Annotated in this window: 19 protein-coding genes; 12 read left to right on the forward strand and 7 right to left on the reverse strand. The window is 63.9% G+C overall.

Annotated features, from left to right (window positions below; all coding sequences use genetic code 11):
• Nucleotides 1-148 precede the first annotated feature (148 nt).
• Both ACH9L7_RS05225 and ACH9L7_RS05230 read right to left on the reverse strand, forming a co-directional pair.
• The gene (locus ACH9L7_RS05225) at nucleotides 149-427 is read right to left on the reverse strand and encodes a UPF0058 family protein (protein WP_396612678.1); all 279 of its coding nucleotides are present in this window, start codon (nucleotides 425-427) and stop codon (nucleotides 149-151) included.
• Nucleotides 428-485: 58 nt separating this feature from the next.
• Nucleotides 486-698: a ribbon-helix-helix domain-containing protein gene (locus ACH9L7_RS05230; protein ID WP_396612679.1), complete on the reverse strand. Its 213-nt coding sequence runs from the start codon at nucleotides 696-698 to the stop codon at nucleotides 486-488.
• A 185-nt stretch (nucleotides 699-883) separates the two neighbouring features.
• Between ACH9L7_RS05230 and ACH9L7_RS05235 the strand changes: the two genes are divergently transcribed.
• The 4 genes from ACH9L7_RS05235 (at nucleotide 884) to ACH9L7_RS05250 (ending at nucleotide 5,420) form a co-directional block, all read left to right on the forward strand.
• A complete protein-coding gene (locus ACH9L7_RS05235) occupies nucleotides 884-1,477 on the forward strand; it encodes a sulfite oxidase-like oxidoreductase (protein WP_396612680.1) in 594 nt (197 codons plus the stop codon).
• Between the two features lie 148 nt (nucleotides 1,478-1,625).
• Nucleotides 1,626-2,948: an isochorismate synthase MenF gene (locus ACH9L7_RS05240; RefSeq protein ID WP_396612681.1), complete on the forward strand. Its 1,323-nt coding sequence runs from the start codon at nucleotides 1,626-1,628 to the stop codon at nucleotides 2,946-2,948.
• A 60-nt stretch (nucleotides 2,949-3,008) separates the two neighbouring features.
• Nucleotides 3,009-4,754 carry a 2-succinyl-5-enolpyruvyl-6-hydroxy-3-cyclohexene-1-carboxylic-acid synthase gene (menD, locus tag ACH9L7_RS05245; RefSeq protein ID WP_396612682.1) on the forward strand — a complete coding sequence of 582 codons (1,746 nt, stop codon included), beginning with the start codon at nucleotides 3,009-3,011 and terminating at the stop codon, nucleotides 4,752-4,754.
• Between the two features lie 135 nt (nucleotides 4,755-4,889).
• Nucleotides 4,890-5,420, forward strand: coding sequence for a hypothetical protein (locus ACH9L7_RS05250; RefSeq protein ID WP_396612683.1), 531 nt, complete (start codon nucleotides 4,890-4,892; stop codon nucleotides 5,418-5,420).
• A gap of 7 nt (nucleotides 5,421-5,427) precedes the next feature.
• Here ACH9L7_RS05250 and ACH9L7_RS05255 read toward each other — a convergent pair whose 3' ends face one another.
• Together ACH9L7_RS05255 and ACH9L7_RS05260 are read right to left on the reverse strand one after the other, a co-directional pair.
• Nucleotides 5,428-5,943, reverse strand: a complete 516-nt coding sequence (locus tag ACH9L7_RS05255) for a hypothetical protein (protein WP_396612684.1) — start codon at nucleotides 5,941-5,943, stop codon at nucleotides 5,428-5,430.
• Nucleotides 5,936-6,367: a hypothetical protein gene (locus ACH9L7_RS05260; protein ID WP_396612685.1), complete on the reverse strand. Its 432-nt coding sequence runs from the start codon at nucleotides 6,365-6,367 to the stop codon at nucleotides 5,936-5,938. Before ACH9L7_RS05260 ends, ACH9L7_RS05255 begins: the two co-directional genes overlap by 8 nt.
• 120 nt (nucleotides 6,368-6,487) lie before the next feature.
• On the opposite strand from ACH9L7_RS05260, the gene ACH9L7_RS05265 reads away from it, so the two are divergent.
• The 7 genes from ACH9L7_RS05265 (at nucleotide 6,488) to ACH9L7_RS05295 (ending at nucleotide 13,398) form a co-directional block, all read left to right on the forward strand.
• Nucleotides 6,488-7,405 carry a 1,4-dihydroxy-2-naphthoyl-CoA synthase gene (locus ACH9L7_RS05265; RefSeq protein WP_396612686.1) on the forward strand — a complete coding sequence of 306 codons (918 nt, stop codon included), beginning with the start codon at nucleotides 6,488-6,490 and terminating at the stop codon, nucleotides 7,403-7,405.
• An 81-nt stretch (nucleotides 7,406-7,486) separates the two neighbouring features.
• Nucleotides 7,487-8,698, forward strand: coding sequence for an ABC transporter substrate-binding protein (locus ACH9L7_RS05270; RefSeq protein WP_396612687.1), 1,212 nt, complete (start codon nucleotides 7,487-7,489; stop codon nucleotides 8,696-8,698).
• Between the two features lie 2 nt (nucleotides 8,699-8,700).
• Complete coding sequence (locus ACH9L7_RS05275; RefSeq protein ID WP_396612688.1) at nucleotides 8,701-9,591, forward strand: NAD(P)/FAD-dependent oxidoreductase; 891 nt, start codon at nucleotides 8,701-8,703, stop codon at nucleotides 9,589-9,591.
• Nucleotides 9,592-9,821: 230 nt separating this feature from the next.
• The gene (locus ACH9L7_RS05280) at nucleotides 9,822-10,721 is read left to right on the forward strand and encodes a 1,4-dihydroxy-2-naphthoate polyprenyltransferase (RefSeq protein WP_396613224.1); all 900 of its coding nucleotides are present in this window, start codon (nucleotides 9,822-9,824) and stop codon (nucleotides 10,719-10,721) included.
• Nucleotides 10,721-11,743, forward strand: a complete 1,023-nt coding sequence (gene menC, locus ACH9L7_RS05285) for an o-succinylbenzoate synthase (protein ID WP_396612689.1) — start codon at nucleotides 10,721-10,723, stop codon at nucleotides 11,741-11,743. The genes ACH9L7_RS05280 and menC overlap by 1 nt, the downstream gene beginning before the upstream one ends.
• Nucleotides 11,744-11,817: 74 nt before the next feature.
• A complete protein-coding gene (locus ACH9L7_RS05290; protein ID WP_396612690.1) occupies nucleotides 11,818-12,621 on the forward strand; it encodes an enoyl-CoA hydratase/isomerase family protein in 804 nt (267 codons plus the stop codon).
• A gap of 60 nt (nucleotides 12,622-12,681) precedes the next feature.
• The gene (locus ACH9L7_RS05295) at nucleotides 12,682-13,398 is read left to right on the forward strand and encodes a ThuA domain-containing protein (RefSeq protein ID WP_396612691.1); all 717 of its coding nucleotides are present in this window, start codon (nucleotides 12,682-12,684) and stop codon (nucleotides 13,396-13,398) included.
• Nucleotides 13,399-13,614: 216 nt separating this feature from the next.
• Here the strand turns inward: ACH9L7_RS05295 and ACH9L7_RS05300 are convergent, their stop codons facing one another.
• On the reverse strand, nucleotides 13,615-14,487 hold the full coding sequence (locus tag ACH9L7_RS05300) for a hypothetical protein (RefSeq protein WP_396612692.1): 873 nt from the start codon (nucleotides 14,485-14,487) through the stop codon (nucleotides 13,615-13,617).
• A gap of 467 nt (nucleotides 14,488-14,954) precedes the next feature.
• On the opposite strand from ACH9L7_RS05300, the gene ACH9L7_RS05305 reads away from it, so the two are divergent.
• On the forward strand, nucleotides 14,955-16,490 hold the full coding sequence (locus tag ACH9L7_RS05305) for an ATP-binding protein (RefSeq protein ID WP_396612693.1): 1,536 nt from the start codon (nucleotides 14,955-14,957) through the stop codon (nucleotides 16,488-16,490).
• Here the strand turns inward: ACH9L7_RS05305 and pyrI are convergent.
• Both pyrI and pyrB read right to left on the reverse strand, forming a co-directional pair.
• Nucleotides 16,487-16,954 carry an aspartate carbamoyltransferase regulatory subunit gene (gene pyrI, locus ACH9L7_RS05310; RefSeq protein WP_396612694.1) on the reverse strand — a complete coding sequence of 156 codons (468 nt, stop codon included), beginning with the start codon at nucleotides 16,952-16,954 and terminating at the stop codon, nucleotides 16,487-16,489. The genes ACH9L7_RS05305 and pyrI overlap by 4 nt on opposite strands.
• The gene (gene pyrB, locus ACH9L7_RS05315; RefSeq protein WP_396612695.1) at nucleotides 16,947-17,861 is read right to left on the reverse strand and encodes an aspartate carbamoyltransferase; all 915 of its coding nucleotides are present in this window, start codon (nucleotides 17,859-17,861) and stop codon (nucleotides 16,947-16,949) included. Before pyrB ends, pyrI begins: the two co-directional genes overlap by 8 nt.
• Nucleotides 17,862-17,902 lie beyond the last annotated feature (41 nt).

Below are 17,902 nucleotides of genomic sequence, written 5' to 3' on the forward strand. Positions count from 1 at the left end.
ACCAGTCATCAACAAACGAGGGGTTAAGAAACCACGGGAAAATTATGATTGCTGCTAGCATGCAGCACGAATCGGACGAAATCGAACTCCAGCGTCTGTCGTGTTGCGGCCGCTGTCGCAGCGAGCAGTGACGCGAGCCGTCTCCCGGTTAGATTTTTCCTTCGGCGTCTTCGGCGAGTTCTTCCATGCGCTTGCCGACGCGCCCGGCGCTGGAGAACTCGTCTTCGCTCATCGCGGTGGCGAGGGCGTTCCCGAGGACGAACACCGCGTGCTTGTGCTCGCTCTTGGACTTGTGGACGTGCGATGGCTCGACACCGAGTTCATCGTACGGGTCGAACAACGCGTCGTCGACGTGCTCGCGGGACTTGAAGTGGTCTTTGATGATAACCATCTGTTCGTGGAGCTCGAGCAGTTCGTCCTTGTGCATGAGGGTTGCTTAGGGGCGACGGTGGTTTAAGAGTTATTGGGGCGGGCTGTCATTCGGCTCAGAAGACGTACTCGTCTTCGTGACCCATCATCCCGTCGTCTTCGAAGGCCCGGTCATCGTCCGACATCGGGCCGCTGGTCTTGTACGCTCGGATTCCGGTCGACAGGAGGTCTTCGATTGCCTCGTCGCGGTTGACGAACTCCCCCTTCTCGACGAGCTGCACGATTTGCATCTCCAGGTGTTCCGGAACGGTTATCTCTACTTTCGGCATCTGAACGTCCGACGGTTTGAAAGGGCCGTATTTAAGTCTGCCGGGGGGACAATTCGGATTTCTCGACAGTTGGTTACTGAATGGGATACACAGCACACGAAAAACAGAGATATTTTTCGCACATTCCTGAGTGGGTACGCTTCCCGAGTCGGTACAGATAGGTGTGTCGGGTCGAAGGGTCGAATATGAGCAAGAACGTCACGGACCTCTACGAAGCGTTCGGCGGTGACCGTCTTCCGCCGGGCCAACGCGAGACCCAACGCTTTCCGGTGCTCTCGAAGAGCGGCACGCCCTCGTGGGACCCCGAGACGTGGTCGTTCGAGGTCTGGGGGGCCGTCGAGAACGAACTCGACCTCTCGTTCGAGGAGTTCCAGTCGCTCCCGTCGGAGACGCAGGTTCAGGACTTCCACTGCGTCACCGGATGGAGTAAGTTCGACTGCGAGTTCGAGGGCGTCACGTTCCCGACGCTCGCTGAGGAAGCGGGCGTCGTGGACGACGCGGTCCACGTCATGTTCCACGCGCTCGACGGCTACACGACGAACCTCCCGCTCGACGAGTGCATGCGCGACGAAGTGATGTTCGTGTGGGGATACGACGGCGACGACCTGCCTGCAGACCACGGCGGACCCCTCCGCGTCGTCACACCCCACAAGTACGCCTACAAGGGCGCGAAGTGGGTGTCGGGCGTCGAATTCCTCACGGAACCGGAACGCGGCTACTGGGAGAAACGCGGCTATTCGAACACGGCGAACCCGTGGAACGAAGAGCGATACAGCTAATCACCGGTACGTTCCTTTTGTAGCGTAACCCTTCAGCGCTACACCGACGCCCGAATCTGTCTGTCGGTGTATATGTATGTTCACGGGGTGGTCAGCTATCGGAACAGAAGGGAGAGTTTCAAGCGTCCCCGGTCCTGAGCCTCGTGCGATGGAACCGTTGCGGACCGACGAGGTGGCTACTTCCCTCGTCAGCAGGTCGGCTCAACTGTCTGTGCCGTCGGTCAGGGCGGCCCTCACGGCGGTCTCTCGCCCGCGGACGTTGTGGACCGCTCCCGACGAACCGACAGTCGTCGGCGGGGGTGCCGCCGTCACCGTCGAGGCGGACGGCCCAGACCGTCTCTCGCGCGTCCGTGAGCGGGCGACCGAACTCCTTGACGGTGCCGACGTCGATGCACCCGCTGTCGCTCGGCCGCGCTTCTTCGGCGGACTCGCCTTCCACGAGGCGGCGACCGGCCGCGACCCGTGGGGCGACTTCCCGGCGGCGCGCTTCGTCGTCCCCGAAGTCCAACTCGTCTTCGACGACGAGGTGTGGGTGACGGTCACTGACGCCGGTGCCGACGCCGATGCGGTCGAAACCCGCCTCGACGAGGTCCGGGCAGACCTCGAAGCGCTCTCGGTTGCTGACCCGACAGGACCACCCGGCGTGGTCGGCCGCACCCGGACCACGTCACTCGACGCGTGGCGCGAGAGTGTCGACGCCGCCGTGTCGCGCATTCGCGCTGGCGACCTGCGAAAGGTCGTCCTCGCGCAGGCGCTCGACGTGGAACTCGGTCGCCCGGCGTCGATTCCGGACCTGCTGGCCCGCCTCGGCCGGACGTACCCCGAGTGTCACCGATTCCTCGTCGAACCCGCGATGGGCGCGAGTTTCCTCGGTGCGACCCCTGAACGGCTCGTCTCGCTCCGCGGACGCGACATCGAGACGGGCGCGCTCGCCGGGACGACCGGTCGCGGCGACACCGACGACGAAGACGAGTGGCTGGCGAACGAACTCCTCGCGAGCGAGAAGGACAACCACGAACACGAACTCGTCGCCGAGACGATTCGCGAGCAACTCGACCCGCTTTCGGCCGCGGTTCGCGTCGGCGAGCGCGGTATCCGCAAACTCGCCACTGTCCAGCACCTCTGGACCCCAATCGACGCGACGCTCGAACGCGACGAACACGTCCTGTCGTTGGTTGGGGCGCTCCACCCGACGCCCGCAGTGGGTGGGCTTCCCCCAGCCGACGCACTGGACGTAATCCGTGAGACCGAACCCTTCGACCGAGGATGGTACGCAGCACCGGTCGGTTGGTTCGACGCCGACGGCGACGGGAGTTTCGCTGTGGCGATTCGCTCGGCGGTCGTCGACGACTCGCTGGCGACGCTCTTTGCCGGTGTCGGCCTCGTCGCCGACTCCGACCCCGACGCCGAGTGGGACGAAGTGCAACTGAAGTACCGACCCATCCTCGACGAACTCGAACGCGAGGCGTAGCGCTTCCCGACTTCCGAGTTGAGACACCCGAACGAGACGAGATTATCGACACGAGACGAGATGACAGCACCGAACCGAAACGCCCTCTGGGCACGGACGTTCGTCGACGAATTGGCTCGCACCGGCATCGACGCGGTGTGTATCGCACCCGGCAGTCGTTCGACCCCGTTGACGGAGGCGTTCGACGGCCACGACGACATCGAGACGTTCTCGCACCTCGACGAGCGCTCGGCGGCCTACTTCGCGCTCGGACGCGCCCGTCGAACCGGCGATGTAACGCCCATCGTCTGTACCTCCGGTACGGCGGCGGCGAACTTCCACCCGGCCGTCATCGAAGCGTCGCAGTCGCGGGTCCCGATGCTCGTTCTCACGGCCGACCGGCCGCCAGAACTCCGCGACAGCGGGGCCAACCAGACGATAGACCAAGAGAAACTGTACGGTGACGCCGTCCGCTGGTACAAGGACATGCCGGAACCGGAGGCGACAGAGCGCAAACTCCGGAGTCTCAGAACGACCGCGGCCCGCGCACTCGCCGAAGCCACTGGTGCCGATGCCGGACCCGTACATCTCAACTTCCCGTTCCGCAAGCCACTCGAACCGACCGCCGTCGAAAACGACATCCCAGACGGCCTGTCCGCGGAGGCGCTCGACGGTCGCGGCGACGACCCCTACGTCAAGACGACCGGTGGCGTCCCCGAACTGTCGGAAGACAACCTGCGAAAACTCGCCGACGAACTGACCGCCGACCGCGGTCTCATCGTCGCTGGCCCGGCCGACTCGCCGGGGTTCAACACCGAAGCTATCGCCGCGCTCGCGCACGCGACAGGGTTCCCCATCGTGGCCGACCCGCTGTCTGGACTCCGATTCGGCGGCCACACCCGCACGACGACGGTCCTCGGCGGCTACGACGCCTACCTCGACGAGCGCGTCACCGACGACTGGCCGGACCCCGAAGTCGTCCTTCGACTCGGCGCGTCACCCACCTCGAAGCCCCTCCGAAAGTACCTCGCTCGGACCGACGCCCGGCAGTACCTCGTCGACCCCGCGGGCCGCTGGCGAGAAGCCGAGTTCACCGCGACGAATCTCGTCGAGGCCGAACCGTCGGTTCTCGCGTGGCGACTCTCGCAACTCGTCCGCAACCGCCCCGATTCGGAGTGGAATCAGTTGTGGACCGACGCCGAAGAGACGCACTGGGACGCTGTTGACGCCGAAACTGACGCGTTCGAAGGCCGTGTCGCGGCCGCCGTCTCGGACCTCGCGCCCGAACCGGCGACCGTCTTCGTCTCGAACTCGATGCCGGTCCGCGACCTCGACCGCTTCGCCCGGCCTTCGACGAAGGCGCGAACCGTCCTCGGGAACCGCGGCGCGTCCGGCATCGACGGCATCGTCTCGTCGGCGCTCGGTGCCGGGTCGGCGACGACCGACCACCTGACGCTCCTGACCGGCGACCTCGCGTACTATCACGACATGAACGGCCTGCTCGCACTCGGCCGTCTCGGCGTGGACGCGACCATCGTCCTCGTGAACAACGACGGCGGCGGTATCTTCCACATGCTCCCCATCGAGGAGTTCGAACCGCCGTTTACGGACCAGTTCAAGACGCCTCACGGTCTCGATTTCGCGCCGACTGCCGACCTGTACGAACTCTCGTTCGAGTCGGTCGAGATGGACGACTTCCGCGACGCGTACACTGAGTCGGTGGCGACGCCCGGAACCGACGTTATCGAAGTTCGGACCGACGCCGAGGACTCCCATCGCGTGCGCGACGACCTGCGAAAGCGAGTTGTGGACGCGTTGACCGACTGATTTTCTCTCCCGGCTAATTCACCTCCCGACTGACTTACTCACTCGGCTCGCTCGTCCGTGTTCGCGGCCGCTTCGCTCGTCGCCCCAAACTGATTACCGGTTGGACTTATCACGCGAGGACGATGGGTAGCGCGCGTGCCAGACGAACCTTCTCCCCCAGATTCACCGGACGACACCGCAGAGACCGACGACCAGTCGGAATCGACACGGACTGAGTCGGAACCGGTCCCCGAGGAGTCGCTCGTCGATGCAACCGACGAGACGACATCGAGTACTGGTGCATCATCTCCGTCAGACGGCCCGTCGAGGTTCGTCGTGTCGATTCCCGGCGGCTACCGGACGCTCGCAGGCGCTCTCGGGCTGATTGGTGCGTACCACGCCGCCATGAATTTCGACCACGGAAACCCGTGGCGCGGACTGATTATCGTCCTCGTCGCTGTCAGTGCTTGGGGACTCTGGCGGCGACTCCGCCGTGTCGACGGAATCGGTCGGGCGTTCTCGAACGACCGAGCGTCCTCGACGGTGCTCCTATGTGCTGCGCTGGCCGGATACGGGGCGGCCGCCGAGAGCGTCCTGCTCGGTGTTATCGCAGCGGCGGTTATCCTCCTCGCGTCGTGGGTGACGAGCCCCGACGGACCGGTACTGGATACGACCGACGATAGCTGAACCCGCTTTATTCTCCTCCCGCGTCCAGTCTCACGAACCGTCCGGCGACCCAGTAGCAGGCGGCGTCGAGAACGACGAACACGCCGCCAACGAGCGCCCCGACGAGGGCGGCGATGCCCACGCCGACGAGGATGATGAGCAGGAACGGGAGTACCTGAAAGCCACCAGTCGTCCCCTGTTCGAGGACGAATCGAACGACTGCGACGGCAGAGCCGACGAGAACTGCGCCGAGGAGGAATCCAGCCCCGATTCCCGCCCCGGCGATGGCACCCCGGCCGACGAGCGTGGCGAGTTCTCCCTCGTGAATTCTGTCGAGGCCGCCTTCTGAGAGTGCCCACCGAGTCGCCAGCACCGTGAGCGCCCACAGGTAGATGAACGTCACCACGCCGGGGAGCGTCCCGAAGTTGGGGAGACTGTCCGTCAACGCGCCGGTCGTGTGGCCCGCGGTGACGCCGACGAGTCCCAGCGCGACGACGTTGAACGTGGATACCGTCCACACTTCGAGCCAGTCGGCGTCAGCCATGAGCCAACACCTCCGCGAGTCCGACGAGGAGAACGAGTGTCCACGCTGTCGCGCCGTAGGCTTGTTCGAGTGTGAGTCGCCGAAGCGCCGAGATGCTGTGGCGTTCGACCGTCAAAACGACGAATGTCCGGAGGAACGACCCGACGACGAAGACGGTGACGACGCCCAACTTGAGCGTCAGAATCGACCCCCAGCGGGTCGATGGACCGGGTGCGCCGAGTGCACCGAGGTTGCCGACGCCGGTGACGAGCATTGCCGCTATCGCCCCCCAAAACACCCACTCGTATCCGACGGCGAGGCGAACTCGGTCGTCGTCGACGCCGACGGTTCGGCACGCATACCACACGAAGACGGCACCACCCAACAGAAGCGCCACCCCCGAGACGTGGACGAACCGGACGAGGAGGGCAGAAACGGAGGACATACCACGATAATTGTTTGCCGGAAGACAAATACGGCTGGGGTGGGCGCTCGGTTGGGGTCGTGCACCGGTGTGTCGACTACGCAAGCGAATCTTTTTGCGCCGCCCGCGCCGCCTCTCGATATGGTCTCGGAGATATTCGACCCCGACCGCTGGGAACCGGTCGAGGGGTCCGACGAGTTCAACGACATCACTTATCACCGCGCTGTCGACGTTCCGGCGGTGCGCATCGCGTTCGACCGCCCCGAGGTCCGCAACGCCTTCCGCCCGGGGACGGTGGACGAACTCTACGCCGCACTCGACCACGCCCGAAAGCAGGCCGATATCGGATGCGTTCTCCTGACTGGGAACGGCCCCTCCGAGAAAGACGGTGGCTGGGCCTTCTGTTCCGGCGGCGACCAGTCGGTTCGCGGCGGGTCGGGCTACGAGTACCGCGACGACGACGAGGCAGACGTGTCCGACGACCCGCTCGTCCGCGAGGCGAAAGCCGGGCGACTGCACATCCTCGAAGTCCAGCGCCTCATCCGATTCATGCCCAAACCCGTCGTCGCCGTTGTCCCAGGATGGGCCGTCGGCGGTGGCCACTCCCTGCACGTCGTCTGCGACATGACGCTCGCCTCCGAAGAGCACGCGAAGTTCCTCCAGACCGACCCCGACGTGGCTTCTTTCGACGGCGGCTTCGGGTCGGCGTATCTCGCCAAGCAGGTCGGCCAGAAGAAAGCCCGCGAGGTGTTTTTCATGGGCAAGACCTACTCCGCCGAGGAGGCCGTCGATATGGGGATGGCGAACGAAGCGATTCCGCACGAAGAACTAGAGGACGTTGCGCTGGAGTGGGCCGACGAGATGACGAAGAAGTCACCGACGGCGATGCGGATGCTCAAGTACGCGTTCAACATGACTGACGACGGAATGGTCGGCCAACAGGTGTTCGCTGGCGAGGCGACGCGACTCGCGTACATGACCGAAGAGGCACAAGAAGGTCGCGACGCGTTCCTCGAAAAACGCCAGCCAGCGTTCCGCGACTACCCGTGGCACTACTGAGGCAGTAGTACCCACGAGCGAAGGATTTAGGCACGCCTAAATTTAGAAAGTCACTTATACCTTTAGGCAGGCCTAAAACGTATGGACGAAGATTCCACGGAACGGAACTCACTAACTCGGCGCAATTATCTCAAGTACGGGTCTGTCCTCGGTGCGGGGCTTCTCGCTGGCTGTACATCCGATTCGGACGGAGAAGGAGCGGCTACTGAGGAGACCACCGCGGAAGAAACTGAGTCCACCACGGAAGAGACGACGACGGCGGAACCCGACACGTCGTACTCCGTATCGATGGCTCCGATGGGCGAAGTGACGCTCGACTCGGTTCCCGAATCGTGGATTGCCTACAACGGCGGCTACGCCGACATGGGTGTCGCACTCGGCGTCGGCGACAAGATGACTGGCATCGGCGGTGCGAGTCGCTACTACACCTACGTCTACGACGAACTCCCCGGCGTGAGCGTGGACCGCTCCGTCGTCGAGGAGAACCAGCTTCTGGACAGCGACATGTCCAAGGAGATGTTCTACGCGCTGGACAACGAGGTCCACCTGATGGACCCGAACATGCTCACGAACTGGTTCGGGTGGAAACAGCAGGATGTCGAAGAGATTACCAAGGGCGTCGGGCCGTTCTTCGGCAACCTCATCTTCCGGCGTGAGGACGAATGGCACGACTACCGCTACTACACCCTCTATGAGGCCTTCGAGAAGGTCGCGGCGCTCTTCCAGGAAGAAGAGCGCTACCAGGCGTTCAATGAGCTTCACGACGAGTTCATCGCCGACATTCAGGCGAAGCTTCCCCCGGCCGACGAGCGCCCGAACGTGCTTCTGGTCTACGCGGGCAGCGACGAACCCGAGAAGTTCTCGCCCTACCGTCTCAACGACAAGGGGACGAGCAAGAAGCAGTGGCGTGACCTCGGTGTCAGCGACGCGCTCTCCGGCACGGGCATCAAGGGTCTCAGCACCACCGACCGCGGCAAAATCGACTACGAGGCCATGCTGGAGGTCGACCCCGACGTGATTCTCCTGCGCGCACACGAGCGCAAGTCGGCCCAGGAGTTCCGCGACACCGTCCTCGAATTCATGAAGTCCCACCCCGTCGCCAGCGAACTGACGGCCGTCAAGAACGACCGCGTCTACCGCGGTGGCTACCTCTACCAGGGTCCGATTCACAACTTCTTCCTGACCGAGCGCGGGGCACAGCAACTGTACCCCGACGTGTTCGGTGAGGTCACGAGCGACGAGAAACTGTTCGACCGCCAGCGCATCGCGGACATCGTCAACGGCGACTTCTAACCATGTCTCCCGACGAGACCACGGAGTCGCAAGCCGAGTTCGACCACGACGTGGTCATCGTCGGCGGCGGTCCTGCGGGCTGTTCGGCCGGTGTGTTTACCGGCCGGTACGGCCTCGACACCGTCATCTTCGACCGCGGTCGGTCGTCGCTGCGGCGGTGTGCCTACCTCGAAAACTACCTCGGGTTCCCGGCGGGTATCGACATCGACACGCTGTACGGGTTGATGCACGACCACGCCGAGGAAGCCGGGTGCGAACTCGTCTCGGACCTCGTCGAAGCGGTCGACGAAAACGAGACGGGATTCACCGTCACGACACAGGAGGGGCGCACCGTCACCGCCAGACGCGTCGTCGCCGCGGCCCGCTACGGCGGTGCGTACCTCAAGCCCCTCGGCGACGACTCGATGTTCATCCAGTACGAGTACGAGGGCGAAGAACGCGAGCGCTTCAACCGCGACTACCCCGACCAGGACGGCCGGACGCCGTTCGAGGGGCTGTACGTGGTCGCACCCGTGACCGACATCAACGCGCAGGCGATTATCTCGGCCGGTCACGGCGCGCGCGTCGCTCGCACGGTCATCTCCGACGTTCGCCGCGACCAGGGATACCCGGACGAAATCGCCGGACACTGGGACTGGATGCGCCGCGCTGCGGAACTCGAAGGCGACCGAGACGACTGGCGCGAGTGGTTCGACGACCGAGTCCCCGACGACTGCGACCTCTCCGAAGAGAAACTCCGCGAACTCCGCGAGGCCGACATCGACCGTCGGCTTTCGACCTACCTCTCTGAGGAGGAGGTCGAAGCACGAACCGCGCGAGGTCACGAACGACTCGCCGAGCATCTCGATGTCGGCACCGAACCCGGCGTGAAATCCACCCCCAACGCGGAATAGCCCCGCTTTCACTCCCTGACTCACTCATCGGTGGATTTCGCCGCTCCCGCCACTCACTCGGTCGGTCGCTTGAAAACCAGTGCGTCTGTCCGTGCCTTCGGGCGGCCGCCGAGTCCAGTCTTCGACCCGGTGAGCGCCGCCGTCGTCGACAAACCGAACTTTGACGCCCGCGCCGTCCCGAGTGGAGTACAATGAGTACGCAGGATGTCTCTCGCACACAGGCGTGGGTGATGGCGTCGCGGCCCCAGACGCTCCCGGCGGCCGCCGCGCCCGTCCTCGTCGGGACGGCCCTCGCGGTTCACGACGGTGTTTTCGCCCCACTTCCCGCGCTGGCGGCCCTCGTCGGCGCGCTCCTCATCCAGATTGGGACCAACTTCGCCAACGACTACTACGACGCGATTCAGGGGGCCGACACTGAGGCGCGGGAAGGCTTCACCCGCGTGACGGCTGGCGGTCTCATCCCGCCCGCCGAGGTCAAACGCGCGATGTACCTCACCTTCGCCATCGCCATCCTCCTCGGCACCTATCTCGTCTACGTCGGCGGCGTTCCCATCCTCGTCATCGGACTCCTCTCTGTTGCCTCCGGCATCGCCTACACCGGCGGTCCGTACCCCCTCGGCTACCACGGACTCGGCGACCTGTTCGTCTTCGTCTTCTTCGGCCTCATCGCCGTCGTCGGCACCTACTACGTCCAGGCGGCGAGCATCCTCGCCGACCCGCTTTCGGTGGGCATTCCGCCGGGCACAGTCACGCTCGTCGCAATCCTCGCCAGCCTTCCAATCGCGGCTATCTCGACGAACATCCTCGTCGTGAACAACGTCCGCGACAAGGAAGAAGACGCGACGACGGGCAAGCGGACGCTCGCCGTCCGCTTTGGGTACGGCTTCGCCCGCGCCGAGTACGTGGTGATGCTGGTCGTCGCCTACGCCGTGCCGCTTTATCTCTGGACGCGCTCCGGATTCGACTGGTACGTCCTCTTGCCGGTCCTTACGATGCCTATCGCGGCCAGAATCGCGCGAACCGTCCTCACCGAGACGAGAGGTGACATGCTCAACCCCGCGCTGGAAGACACCGGGAAGTTGCTGGCGCTCTACGCCCTCTTGTTCTCGATTGGCCTCGCCCTCGCGTGATGCGCACCCGAGACTTCTCCCTCGAACTCCGACGCCCGCTCACCACCGCAAACGGTGACATCGAGCGCCGCGAGGGAATCCTCGTCGCTGTCGAGGTGGACGGCGTCACGGGCATCGGTGAGGCGACACCGCTTCCGGGGTGGACCGAATCACTCGCCGACTGTCGCGCTGCGCTCGACGACGTGAGCGACCCGAAAACGGCACTCGAAACGGGTACTCTCGACGAAACTCCCGCCGCCAGACACGCTGTCTCGCTCGCCCATGCAGATGCCCGCGCTCGGCGCGACGGCCACCCGCTCGCGGACGCATACGCTAGCGACCCACACACCTCGCTTCCGGTGAATTCGACGGTCGGTGACGCACCCGTCGAGGAGACCGTTAGGACCGCCGAGAATGCGGTTTCCGAGGGGTTCGGCTGCTTGAAACTGAAGGTCGGCGCGCGCGACACGAACGACGATATCGCTCGTCTCCGCGCGGTCCGCGAGGCGGTCGGTCCCGATGTGTCGCTCCGGGCCGACGCGAACGGTGCGTGGGACCGCTGGACTGCCGACCGGTTCCTCGGTGCGATTTCCGACCTCGACCTCGAATACCTCGAACAGCCGCTTCCGGCCGACGAACTCGCCGGACACGCCGTCCTCAGGCGACTCCACGACACGCCTATCGCCCTCGACGAATCGCTCGCCGCAGTCTCGCCGGGGCGTGCGCTGGCGTCGAACGCCGCGGACGTGCTCGTCTGTAAACCGATGGCGCTCGGTGGTCCGGACCGCGTTCTCGATGTTGCCGCTCGCGCCGAGAAAACCGGCGTGGGTGTCGTCGTCACCACGACTATCGACGCCGCTGTCGCCAGACTCGGCGCACTCCACGTCGCCGCCGCAGTGCCCGGCGAACGCGCCCATGGACTTGCGACCGCGTCGCTCCTCGATTCGGACGTGGCGGTAGACCCTGCCCCGGTTCAGAGTGGGGAGATGGTCGTCCCCGAGACGCCCGGTCTGGGTATCGACGCGGTGGACATCTTTGGGTGAGGCCGCAGCACACCGACTGTGAAAACTCTCCACTGGCCAAACGTTTATCACGGTTCTGCACGTCTGCGACGAAAATGACTGAGGTCGAACTCGACTCCGACGCGGTGCGACTCAGCATCGACGAACACGTCGCGACAATCACGCTCGACGCGCCAGAGACGCGAAACGCGCTCACAGTGGAGGTGACCGCAGGCGTACGCGAGGCGCTCGACTCCCTCCCGGACGAGTCGCGGTGCGTCGTTCTTCGCGGGTCCGAAGGCGCGTTCTGTGCCGGTGGCGACGTAAACGCCATGATACAGCTACAGTCCGATGCGCTGTCGCTTCCCGACGCGGTGGACCACATCATCCACGACACCGCCGACTGTATTCGGCGGGTCTACGAATGTGACCTTCCGACGGTCGCCGCAATCGACGGCGCGGCAGTCGGTGCAGGCGGTGCGCTGGCTATCGCCTGCGACATCCAGTTGCTTCACGAAGCGGCACACATCGGCTTCGGCTTCCGGCGAGTCGGCCTCGCGGTGGACTCGGGACTGTCGTACCTTCTGCCGAGACTCGTCGGCCAAAACGTCGCAATGGAACTCGTCTACACGGGCGAACTCCTCGGCCCGGAGCGAGCGCTCGAACTGGGTGTGGTCAATCGCGTCGCGGGCACTGACGAGTTCGAAGACGAATTAGCCGAGTTGACCGGGCGCATCGCGGGTGGGCCGACAACGGCGCTCAAAACGTCCAAGCGCTTGCTTCGACGCTCTGACGACTCGCTCGAAGCGGCCATCGAACATGAGGCGACGGCGCAGGCGGTCGTCTTCGAGACAGACGACCACGCCGAGGGCGTCGAATCGTTCATGGAGCGCAGAGAACCGGAGTTCGAAGGCCAATAGGGGATTGAGACGGTCGCCCATGCCGGTGACTACTTGACGCCGCCCGATGACGGCGGGTGTATGGTCACGGTCACCGTCTGGAACGAGTACCGCCACGAGAAGGAAAACGAGGACGTCGCCGCCGTCTACCCCGACGGCATCCACACCACCGTCGCCGAGGGCCTCCGCGAGGCAGGGTACGACGTGAACACGGCGACGCTCGACGAACCAGAACACGGGCTTACCGAATCTGTCCTCGACGAGACGGACGTACTGGCGTGGTGGGGACACAAGGCCCACGGGGAAGTCACAGACGAAATCGCCGACAGAGTGGTCCAGCGCGTCCGCGACGGCATGGGACTGTTGGTCCTCCACTCGGGTCACTACTCGAAGCCCTTCAAGCGCCTCATGGGAACGTCCTGTTCCCTGAAGTGGCGCGATGACGGCGAACGCGAGCGCATCTGGACGGTCGAACCCGGCCACCCCATCGCCGACGGACTCCCCGAGTCGTTCGAGGTGCCGCGCGCCGAGATGTACGGCGAGCGGTTCGACATTCCCGCTCCCGACGAACTCGTCTTCCTCTCGTGGTTCGAAGGCGGCGAGGTGTTCCGCAGCGGATGCTGCTACACCCGCGGCAAGGGCCGAATCTTCTACTTCCGGCCGGGCCACGAGACGTTCCCCATCTACGAACAACCCGAGATTCGAACCGTCCTCGCCAACGCTGTCGACTGGGCGGCACTCGGAACCGGTCCCGACCCGACGTTCGACAACGTCGCGCCGCTCGAAGACATCGAATAACGCTGTCATCCGCTCGGCAGTGTCGGGACCGGCGACTATGCTAAGTACTATCAGTCCTGAAATATGTCCATGGCACAATCGACGAGCGGTCAACGCCGACTCATGTTCGTTCTGTTCGCGATTGCGACGCTGGTTTTCGTCGTCGGAATCGTCGTCATCGGATTCCTCTCCGGCGCGCTGTGACGCGGGTTCGGCCGCGTCCTCAGGTCCTCGTGCTTACCGCGTCGAATCCTCGGGGCGGAAGGTCTCGCCGCTTTTTTCGTCCGCGGTCATCCGCCTGAGCGCTGCGGCGGCGTTGCTCGCGTCGTAGCCGAAGAGAACATCCTTCGTGTATTCGTCAGCCACTTCGAGCGCGTGGATGAGGTCGTCTACGTCCACGTTGACGGCGTAGAGTTCGACAGAGAGGTCCGCACCCGTGTCGGCGAGGAGCGTCTGGAACCCCTTCGCGATAGTTTCGAGCCAGTAGGTCGTGCCGTAGTTCGTGTCGTACAACGGAACGACGAACTCGTCGACGTACTCCGAGAGCGCGTCGATGTCGAGGCCGGCGCGGCGGTAGAGGTGGCCGGGGTAGGGGTCCGGGTAGAGCGTCAGATAGAGTCTGCCGGGGATTCGGTCGGCGGCGTCGGCGACGAACTCGGTGATGACCCCGGCGCGCCACTCGAACCAGTCGGCTTCGTCGCCGTCGCGGTCGTTCTCCTCGGACCACTCGCTGAACCGCCGTTCACAGCGCTCACAGTGACAGTACTCTTCGCGGGGGAATCCAACGTCGTCGAGGCGAACGTCACCGTTCGCGGCGGCGGCGTCCTCGACGATTTCGAGTAGCCCGGCGCGATACTTCTCGTTCGTCGGGCAGATGTACGCCCAGTCGAAGTACGTCCGGTCGCGTGTGGCGAGGTTTCCTTCGTCGTCGACGGGGACGAGTTCGGGATTCTCGTTCGCGGCGGCGTTGTCGCCGAAACACGAAATCATGTTGACGGCGTTCGAAAGCGGTTCGGCCGCGCGGCCGGTGACATCCTTGACCTCGTAGAATCCGCGGTCGAACTCTGGCCAGTCGACCTCCTCTGCGTTGCGCGTGACGACCCCGTACATGAACCCAGTTTCGGCCGGGGCGTGGGTAAGTCGTTCGCTCTGGCGGGACTGACAACTGGGTGGCGGGGAACGCGCGGCGGCCAAGGAGAGCGTGGCGACCGAGTAGTACACAGCGGCCGCTCACGAGTGTAGAACAGAACACCCGGCGAGGAACCGGGTGGGGCAGGGGTTCAGTTTACTCTTCTATCTCGACTTCGACCGCCTCACCATCGCCGGAGAAGACGGTGTAGAGGACGGCAACGAGTGCGAGCACCAAGACGAGTTTAGCCTTCTTGGACATGCGCTAACGTACGCTTCCACGACACTAAGTGATTACGACACGACCACGACTCCGAACGTTCGACCGAACGCCTCACGGGCCGCTCATCGACAGTCGTGACACATCAGGATAAATTCACGTTCACAATATAGTTATCAGTCTACAGTTCGTCTATTTTTCTAGTATCGGTTCTGGTCGATAGCGTACTATGCCCTCTGACCCCTCTCACGCCAATTCGGGTCGCGACTCCCCCCGCGTCCTCTTTGTCGGTGGTCCGCAGTCGGTCGAATCAGTGGCAACCGTGTTCGAACAGATTGAGACGGAGGCTGACGATACTCCACTGTCGGTGTCAGTCGCGGGGAGCGCCACCGACGCGCTCTCTCAGATTCGCGGCGGCGAATCATTCGACTGTATCGTCGTCAATGAGTCGCTTCCGGACAGCGAAGGTGTCTCGCTCATCAGAGAGATACGCGCGAAGGACACCGACATTCCGGTGGTTTTCCTCGCGGAGGACGACGACCCCGACCGTACGACCGAACTCGTCGAACTCGGAATCGACGGCTACCTTCGACGAGGATACTTCGACCCGGAAGAGAAGTTACTCCCTCGCGTCGAGCGACTGGCCGCCCGACACCGTGCCGAACGTCTCGCTCAGGAAACCACCTCGGACGATGTCAAACACGATGAAAGCGACCAGTTGCTCGTCGACGCGCTCGATGCGCTCGACGACGTGTTTTACATCTACGACCGGACGGGGTCGCTCGTCCGGTGGAACCAGCGTCTCAACGACCTGTTCGGTCTCACCGACGAGGAACTCTACGGACGAACCGCCGACTCCTTTTTCGACGAGCGCGACCGCCCCGCGATTCGGCGCGCGTTCAACGAAGTCATCGAGGGCAACGACAAGGTAGTCGAGGCCCGAGCGAAGACGAAAGAAGGGCCAATCTTGTTCCAACTCGCCAGTCGGCGGTTGGTCGCACCCGACGGTACCATCGTCGGTGTCTGCGGCGTCGCCCGTGACGTGACGCTCCACAGACACCACGAAGAACAACTCGCGCGACAAAACGAGCGCCTCGACGAGTTCGCGCGGGTGTTGTCACACGACCTGCGAAATCCGCTTTCTATCTCGATGGGCTTTCTCGACCTCGAACGAGAGACGAACGATTCTGAGTATCTCGACCGCGTCGCGGAATCGCTGACACGAATTCGGGACATCGTCGACGACGTGTTGAAGGTCGCCCGACAGGGCACGGCCGTCCTCGATATCGACGAAGTCTCGCTCGAGCAAGTCGCGCTCGATGCGTGGTCGTCGGTTGATACGGATGGTGCGACAATCAGTATCGAATCGGACGTGACAGTCGATGCCGACCGCGACCGCTTGCAACGGCTGTTCGAAAACCTCTTTCGCAACTCGATTGAACACGCTGGCCCGTCGCCGACGGTGCGGGTCGAGATACTCGATTCGGGTGACGGGTTCGCCGTCGAAGACGACGGGGACGGTATCAACCCGAACGTCAGCGGCAAGGTCTTCGAACCCGGCGTCACCACGAACCCGGACGGTACGGGATACGGTCTCGACATCGTCCGGTCGCTGGCCGACGCACACGGCTGGTCCGTCGAAAACGCGAGTACGAACGCTGACGGTGCACGCTTCGAGTTCACCGGCGTCGACATCCACGAGTCGGGAACAGACGAATCGACACCCGACGAAAAGACGACAGAAGACGAAGGCGAAGACTGTTAGCTAACGTCGAGATTCGCGGCGACTTCGTCCTCGCGGACGATGGTGCCACAGTAGTCACAGCGGACGCCGTCGGACAGGACCGCAAAGCCGGAGGTAATCGGCTCGTCGGCGTTGCTGATGCAGTTGCGGTTCGGGCAGGAGACGACGCCCGAAACGGTTTCGGGTCGGACAACGCGGCTCTTCTCGACCACTTCGTAGTCGCGGACGATGTTGATGCTCGCCGCCGGTGCGATAAGCGAGAGTACGTCCACCTCGGACTGACTCAGTTCGCGCCCTTCGACCTTGACGATGTCCTTGCGGCCGAGGCGGTCCGACGGGACGTTCATCCCGACAGAGACCGTCTCGCCGCTGGTGCCGTCGATATCGAGGATGGCGAGGACGTTGAGCGCCTGTCCGGCCTCGACGTGGTCGATGACGGTTCCGTTCTGAATCTTCGAGACGCGGAGTTCGTGGTCGTCAGTCATCGTTGGAAAGGAGGATGTCCAGAAGCGCCATCCGGACGGGGATGCCGTTGTGTGCCTGTTCGAAGTACTTCGCGTGGTCGCTGTCGTCGATTTCGGGCGAAATCTCGTCCACGCGCGGAAGCGGGTGCATGATGACGAGGTCGTCGGACGCGGCGGCGAGCGTCTCGTCGTCGATTTTGTACTGGCCCGCGACTTTCAGGTACTCGTTCTCGTCGGGGAAGCGCTCGCGCTGGATGCGCGTCACGTAGAGCACGTCGAGTTCCGGAAGCACCTCGTCGAGTTCGGTGTGCTCTTTGACGTTCGCCCCCTCGGCGTGCAGATTGTACCGGACGTTTCGGGGCAGTTGCAGGCTCTCGGGGCTGATGAAGTGCTGGTTCACGTCGAAGTTCGTCAGCGCTTCGGCCAGTGAGTGAACCGTGCGACCGTACTTCAGGTCGCCCATGATACCGATGGTGAGGTCGTCCAATCCAGCGTTTTCGCGGATGGTATAGAGGTCGAGGAGCGTTTGACTCGGATGCTGACCGGCGCCGTCGCCCGCGTTGACGAGCGGCACGTCGACGAATTCGGCGGCCATCGTCGCCGCGCCCTCGCTCGGGTGGCGAAGCACGAGTGCGTCCGCGTAGCCTTCGACGACGCGGACGGTGTCAGCGAGCGTCTCGCCTTTCTTAACCGACGACGACTCGACCGGTCCCATGTCGACCGTCTGGCCGCCGAGGCGTTTCATCGCGGTGTCGAAGCTCATCCGGGTTCGCGTACTCGGCTCGAAGAAGCAGAGTGCGAGAACCGTTCCGGCGTGGCGCTGTCGGAACGCCGCAGGATTCGCATCGATTTCGGCCGCGCGGTCGAGCACCGCCTCGATGTCCTCTCGCGAGAGGTCTACCGCGGAGATGAGGTGGTCCTGACGCATTGATGATTTGACCGCCCTACACCGACTTGAATCCCTCGGCA

It is taken from the genome of Haloferax sp. S1W, assembly GCF_044593955.1.
GTDB lineage: Archaea > Halobacteriota > Halobacteria > Halobacteriales > Haloferacaceae > Haloferax.

What these genes read in the sequence shown, in the direction of transcription:
- ACH9L7_RS05225 (WP_396612678.1), bottom strand. Translation starts at nt 427, where the DNA reads ATGCACAAGGACGAACTGCTCGAGCTCCACGAACAGATGGTTATCATC.
- ACH9L7_RS05230 (WP_396612679.1), bottom strand. Translation starts at nt 698, where the DNA reads ATGCCGAAAGTAGAGATAACCGTTCCGGAACACCTGGAGATGCAAATC.
- ACH9L7_RS05235 (WP_396612680.1), top strand. Translation starts at nt 884, where the DNA reads ATGAGCAAGAACGTCACGGACCTCTACGAAGCGTTCGGCGGTGACCGT.
- ACH9L7_RS05240 (WP_396612681.1), top strand. Translation starts at nt 1,626, where the DNA reads ATGGAACCGTTGCGGACCGACGAGGTGGCTACTTCCCTCGTCAGCAGG.
- menD (WP_396612682.1), top strand. Translation starts at nt 3,009, where the DNA reads ATGACAGCACCGAACCGAAACGCCCTCTGGGCACGGACGTTCGTCGAC.
- ACH9L7_RS05255 (WP_396612684.1), bottom strand. Translation starts at nt 5,943, where the DNA reads ATGGCTGACGCCGACTGGCTCGAAGTGTGGACGGTATCCACGTTCAAC.
- ACH9L7_RS05260 (WP_396612685.1), bottom strand. Translation starts at nt 6,367, where the DNA reads ATGTCCTCCGTTTCTGCCCTCCTCGTCCGGTTCGTCCACGTCTCGGGG.
- ACH9L7_RS05265 (WP_396612686.1), top strand. Translation starts at nt 6,488, where the DNA reads ATGGTCTCGGAGATATTCGACCCCGACCGCTGGGAACCGGTCGAGGGG.
- ACH9L7_RS05270 (WP_396612687.1), top strand. Translation starts at nt 7,487, where the DNA reads ATGGACGAAGATTCCACGGAACGGAACTCACTAACTCGGCGCAATTAT.
- ACH9L7_RS05275 (WP_396612688.1), top strand. Translation starts at nt 8,701, where the DNA reads ATGTCTCCCGACGAGACCACGGAGTCGCAAGCCGAGTTCGACCACGAC.
- ACH9L7_RS05280 (WP_396613224.1), top strand. Translation starts at nt 9,822, where the DNA reads ATGGCGTCGCGGCCCCAGACGCTCCCGGCGGCCGCCGCGCCCGTCCTC.
- menC (WP_396612689.1), top strand. Translation starts at nt 10,721, where the DNA reads ATGCGCACCCGAGACTTCTCCCTCGAACTCCGACGCCCGCTCACCACC.
- ACH9L7_RS05290 (WP_396612690.1), top strand. Translation starts at nt 11,818, where the DNA reads ATGACTGAGGTCGAACTCGACTCCGACGCGGTGCGACTCAGCATCGAC.
- ACH9L7_RS05295 (WP_396612691.1), top strand. Translation starts at nt 12,682, where the DNA reads ATGGTCACGGTCACCGTCTGGAACGAGTACCGCCACGAGAAGGAAAAC.
- ACH9L7_RS05300 (WP_396612692.1), bottom strand. Translation starts at nt 14,487, where the DNA reads ATGTACGGGGTCGTCACGCGCAACGCAGAGGAGGTCGACTGGCCAGAG.
- ACH9L7_RS05305 (WP_396612693.1), top strand. Translation starts at nt 14,955, where the DNA reads ATGCCCTCTGACCCCTCTCACGCCAATTCGGGTCGCGACTCCCCCCGC.
- pyrI (WP_396612694.1), bottom strand. Translation starts at nt 16,954, where the DNA reads ATGACTGACGACCACGAACTCCGCGTCTCGAAGATTCAGAACGGAACC.
- pyrB (WP_396612695.1), bottom strand. Translation starts at nt 17,861, where the DNA reads ATGCGTCAGGACCACCTCATCTCCGCGGTAGACCTCTCGCGAGAGGAC.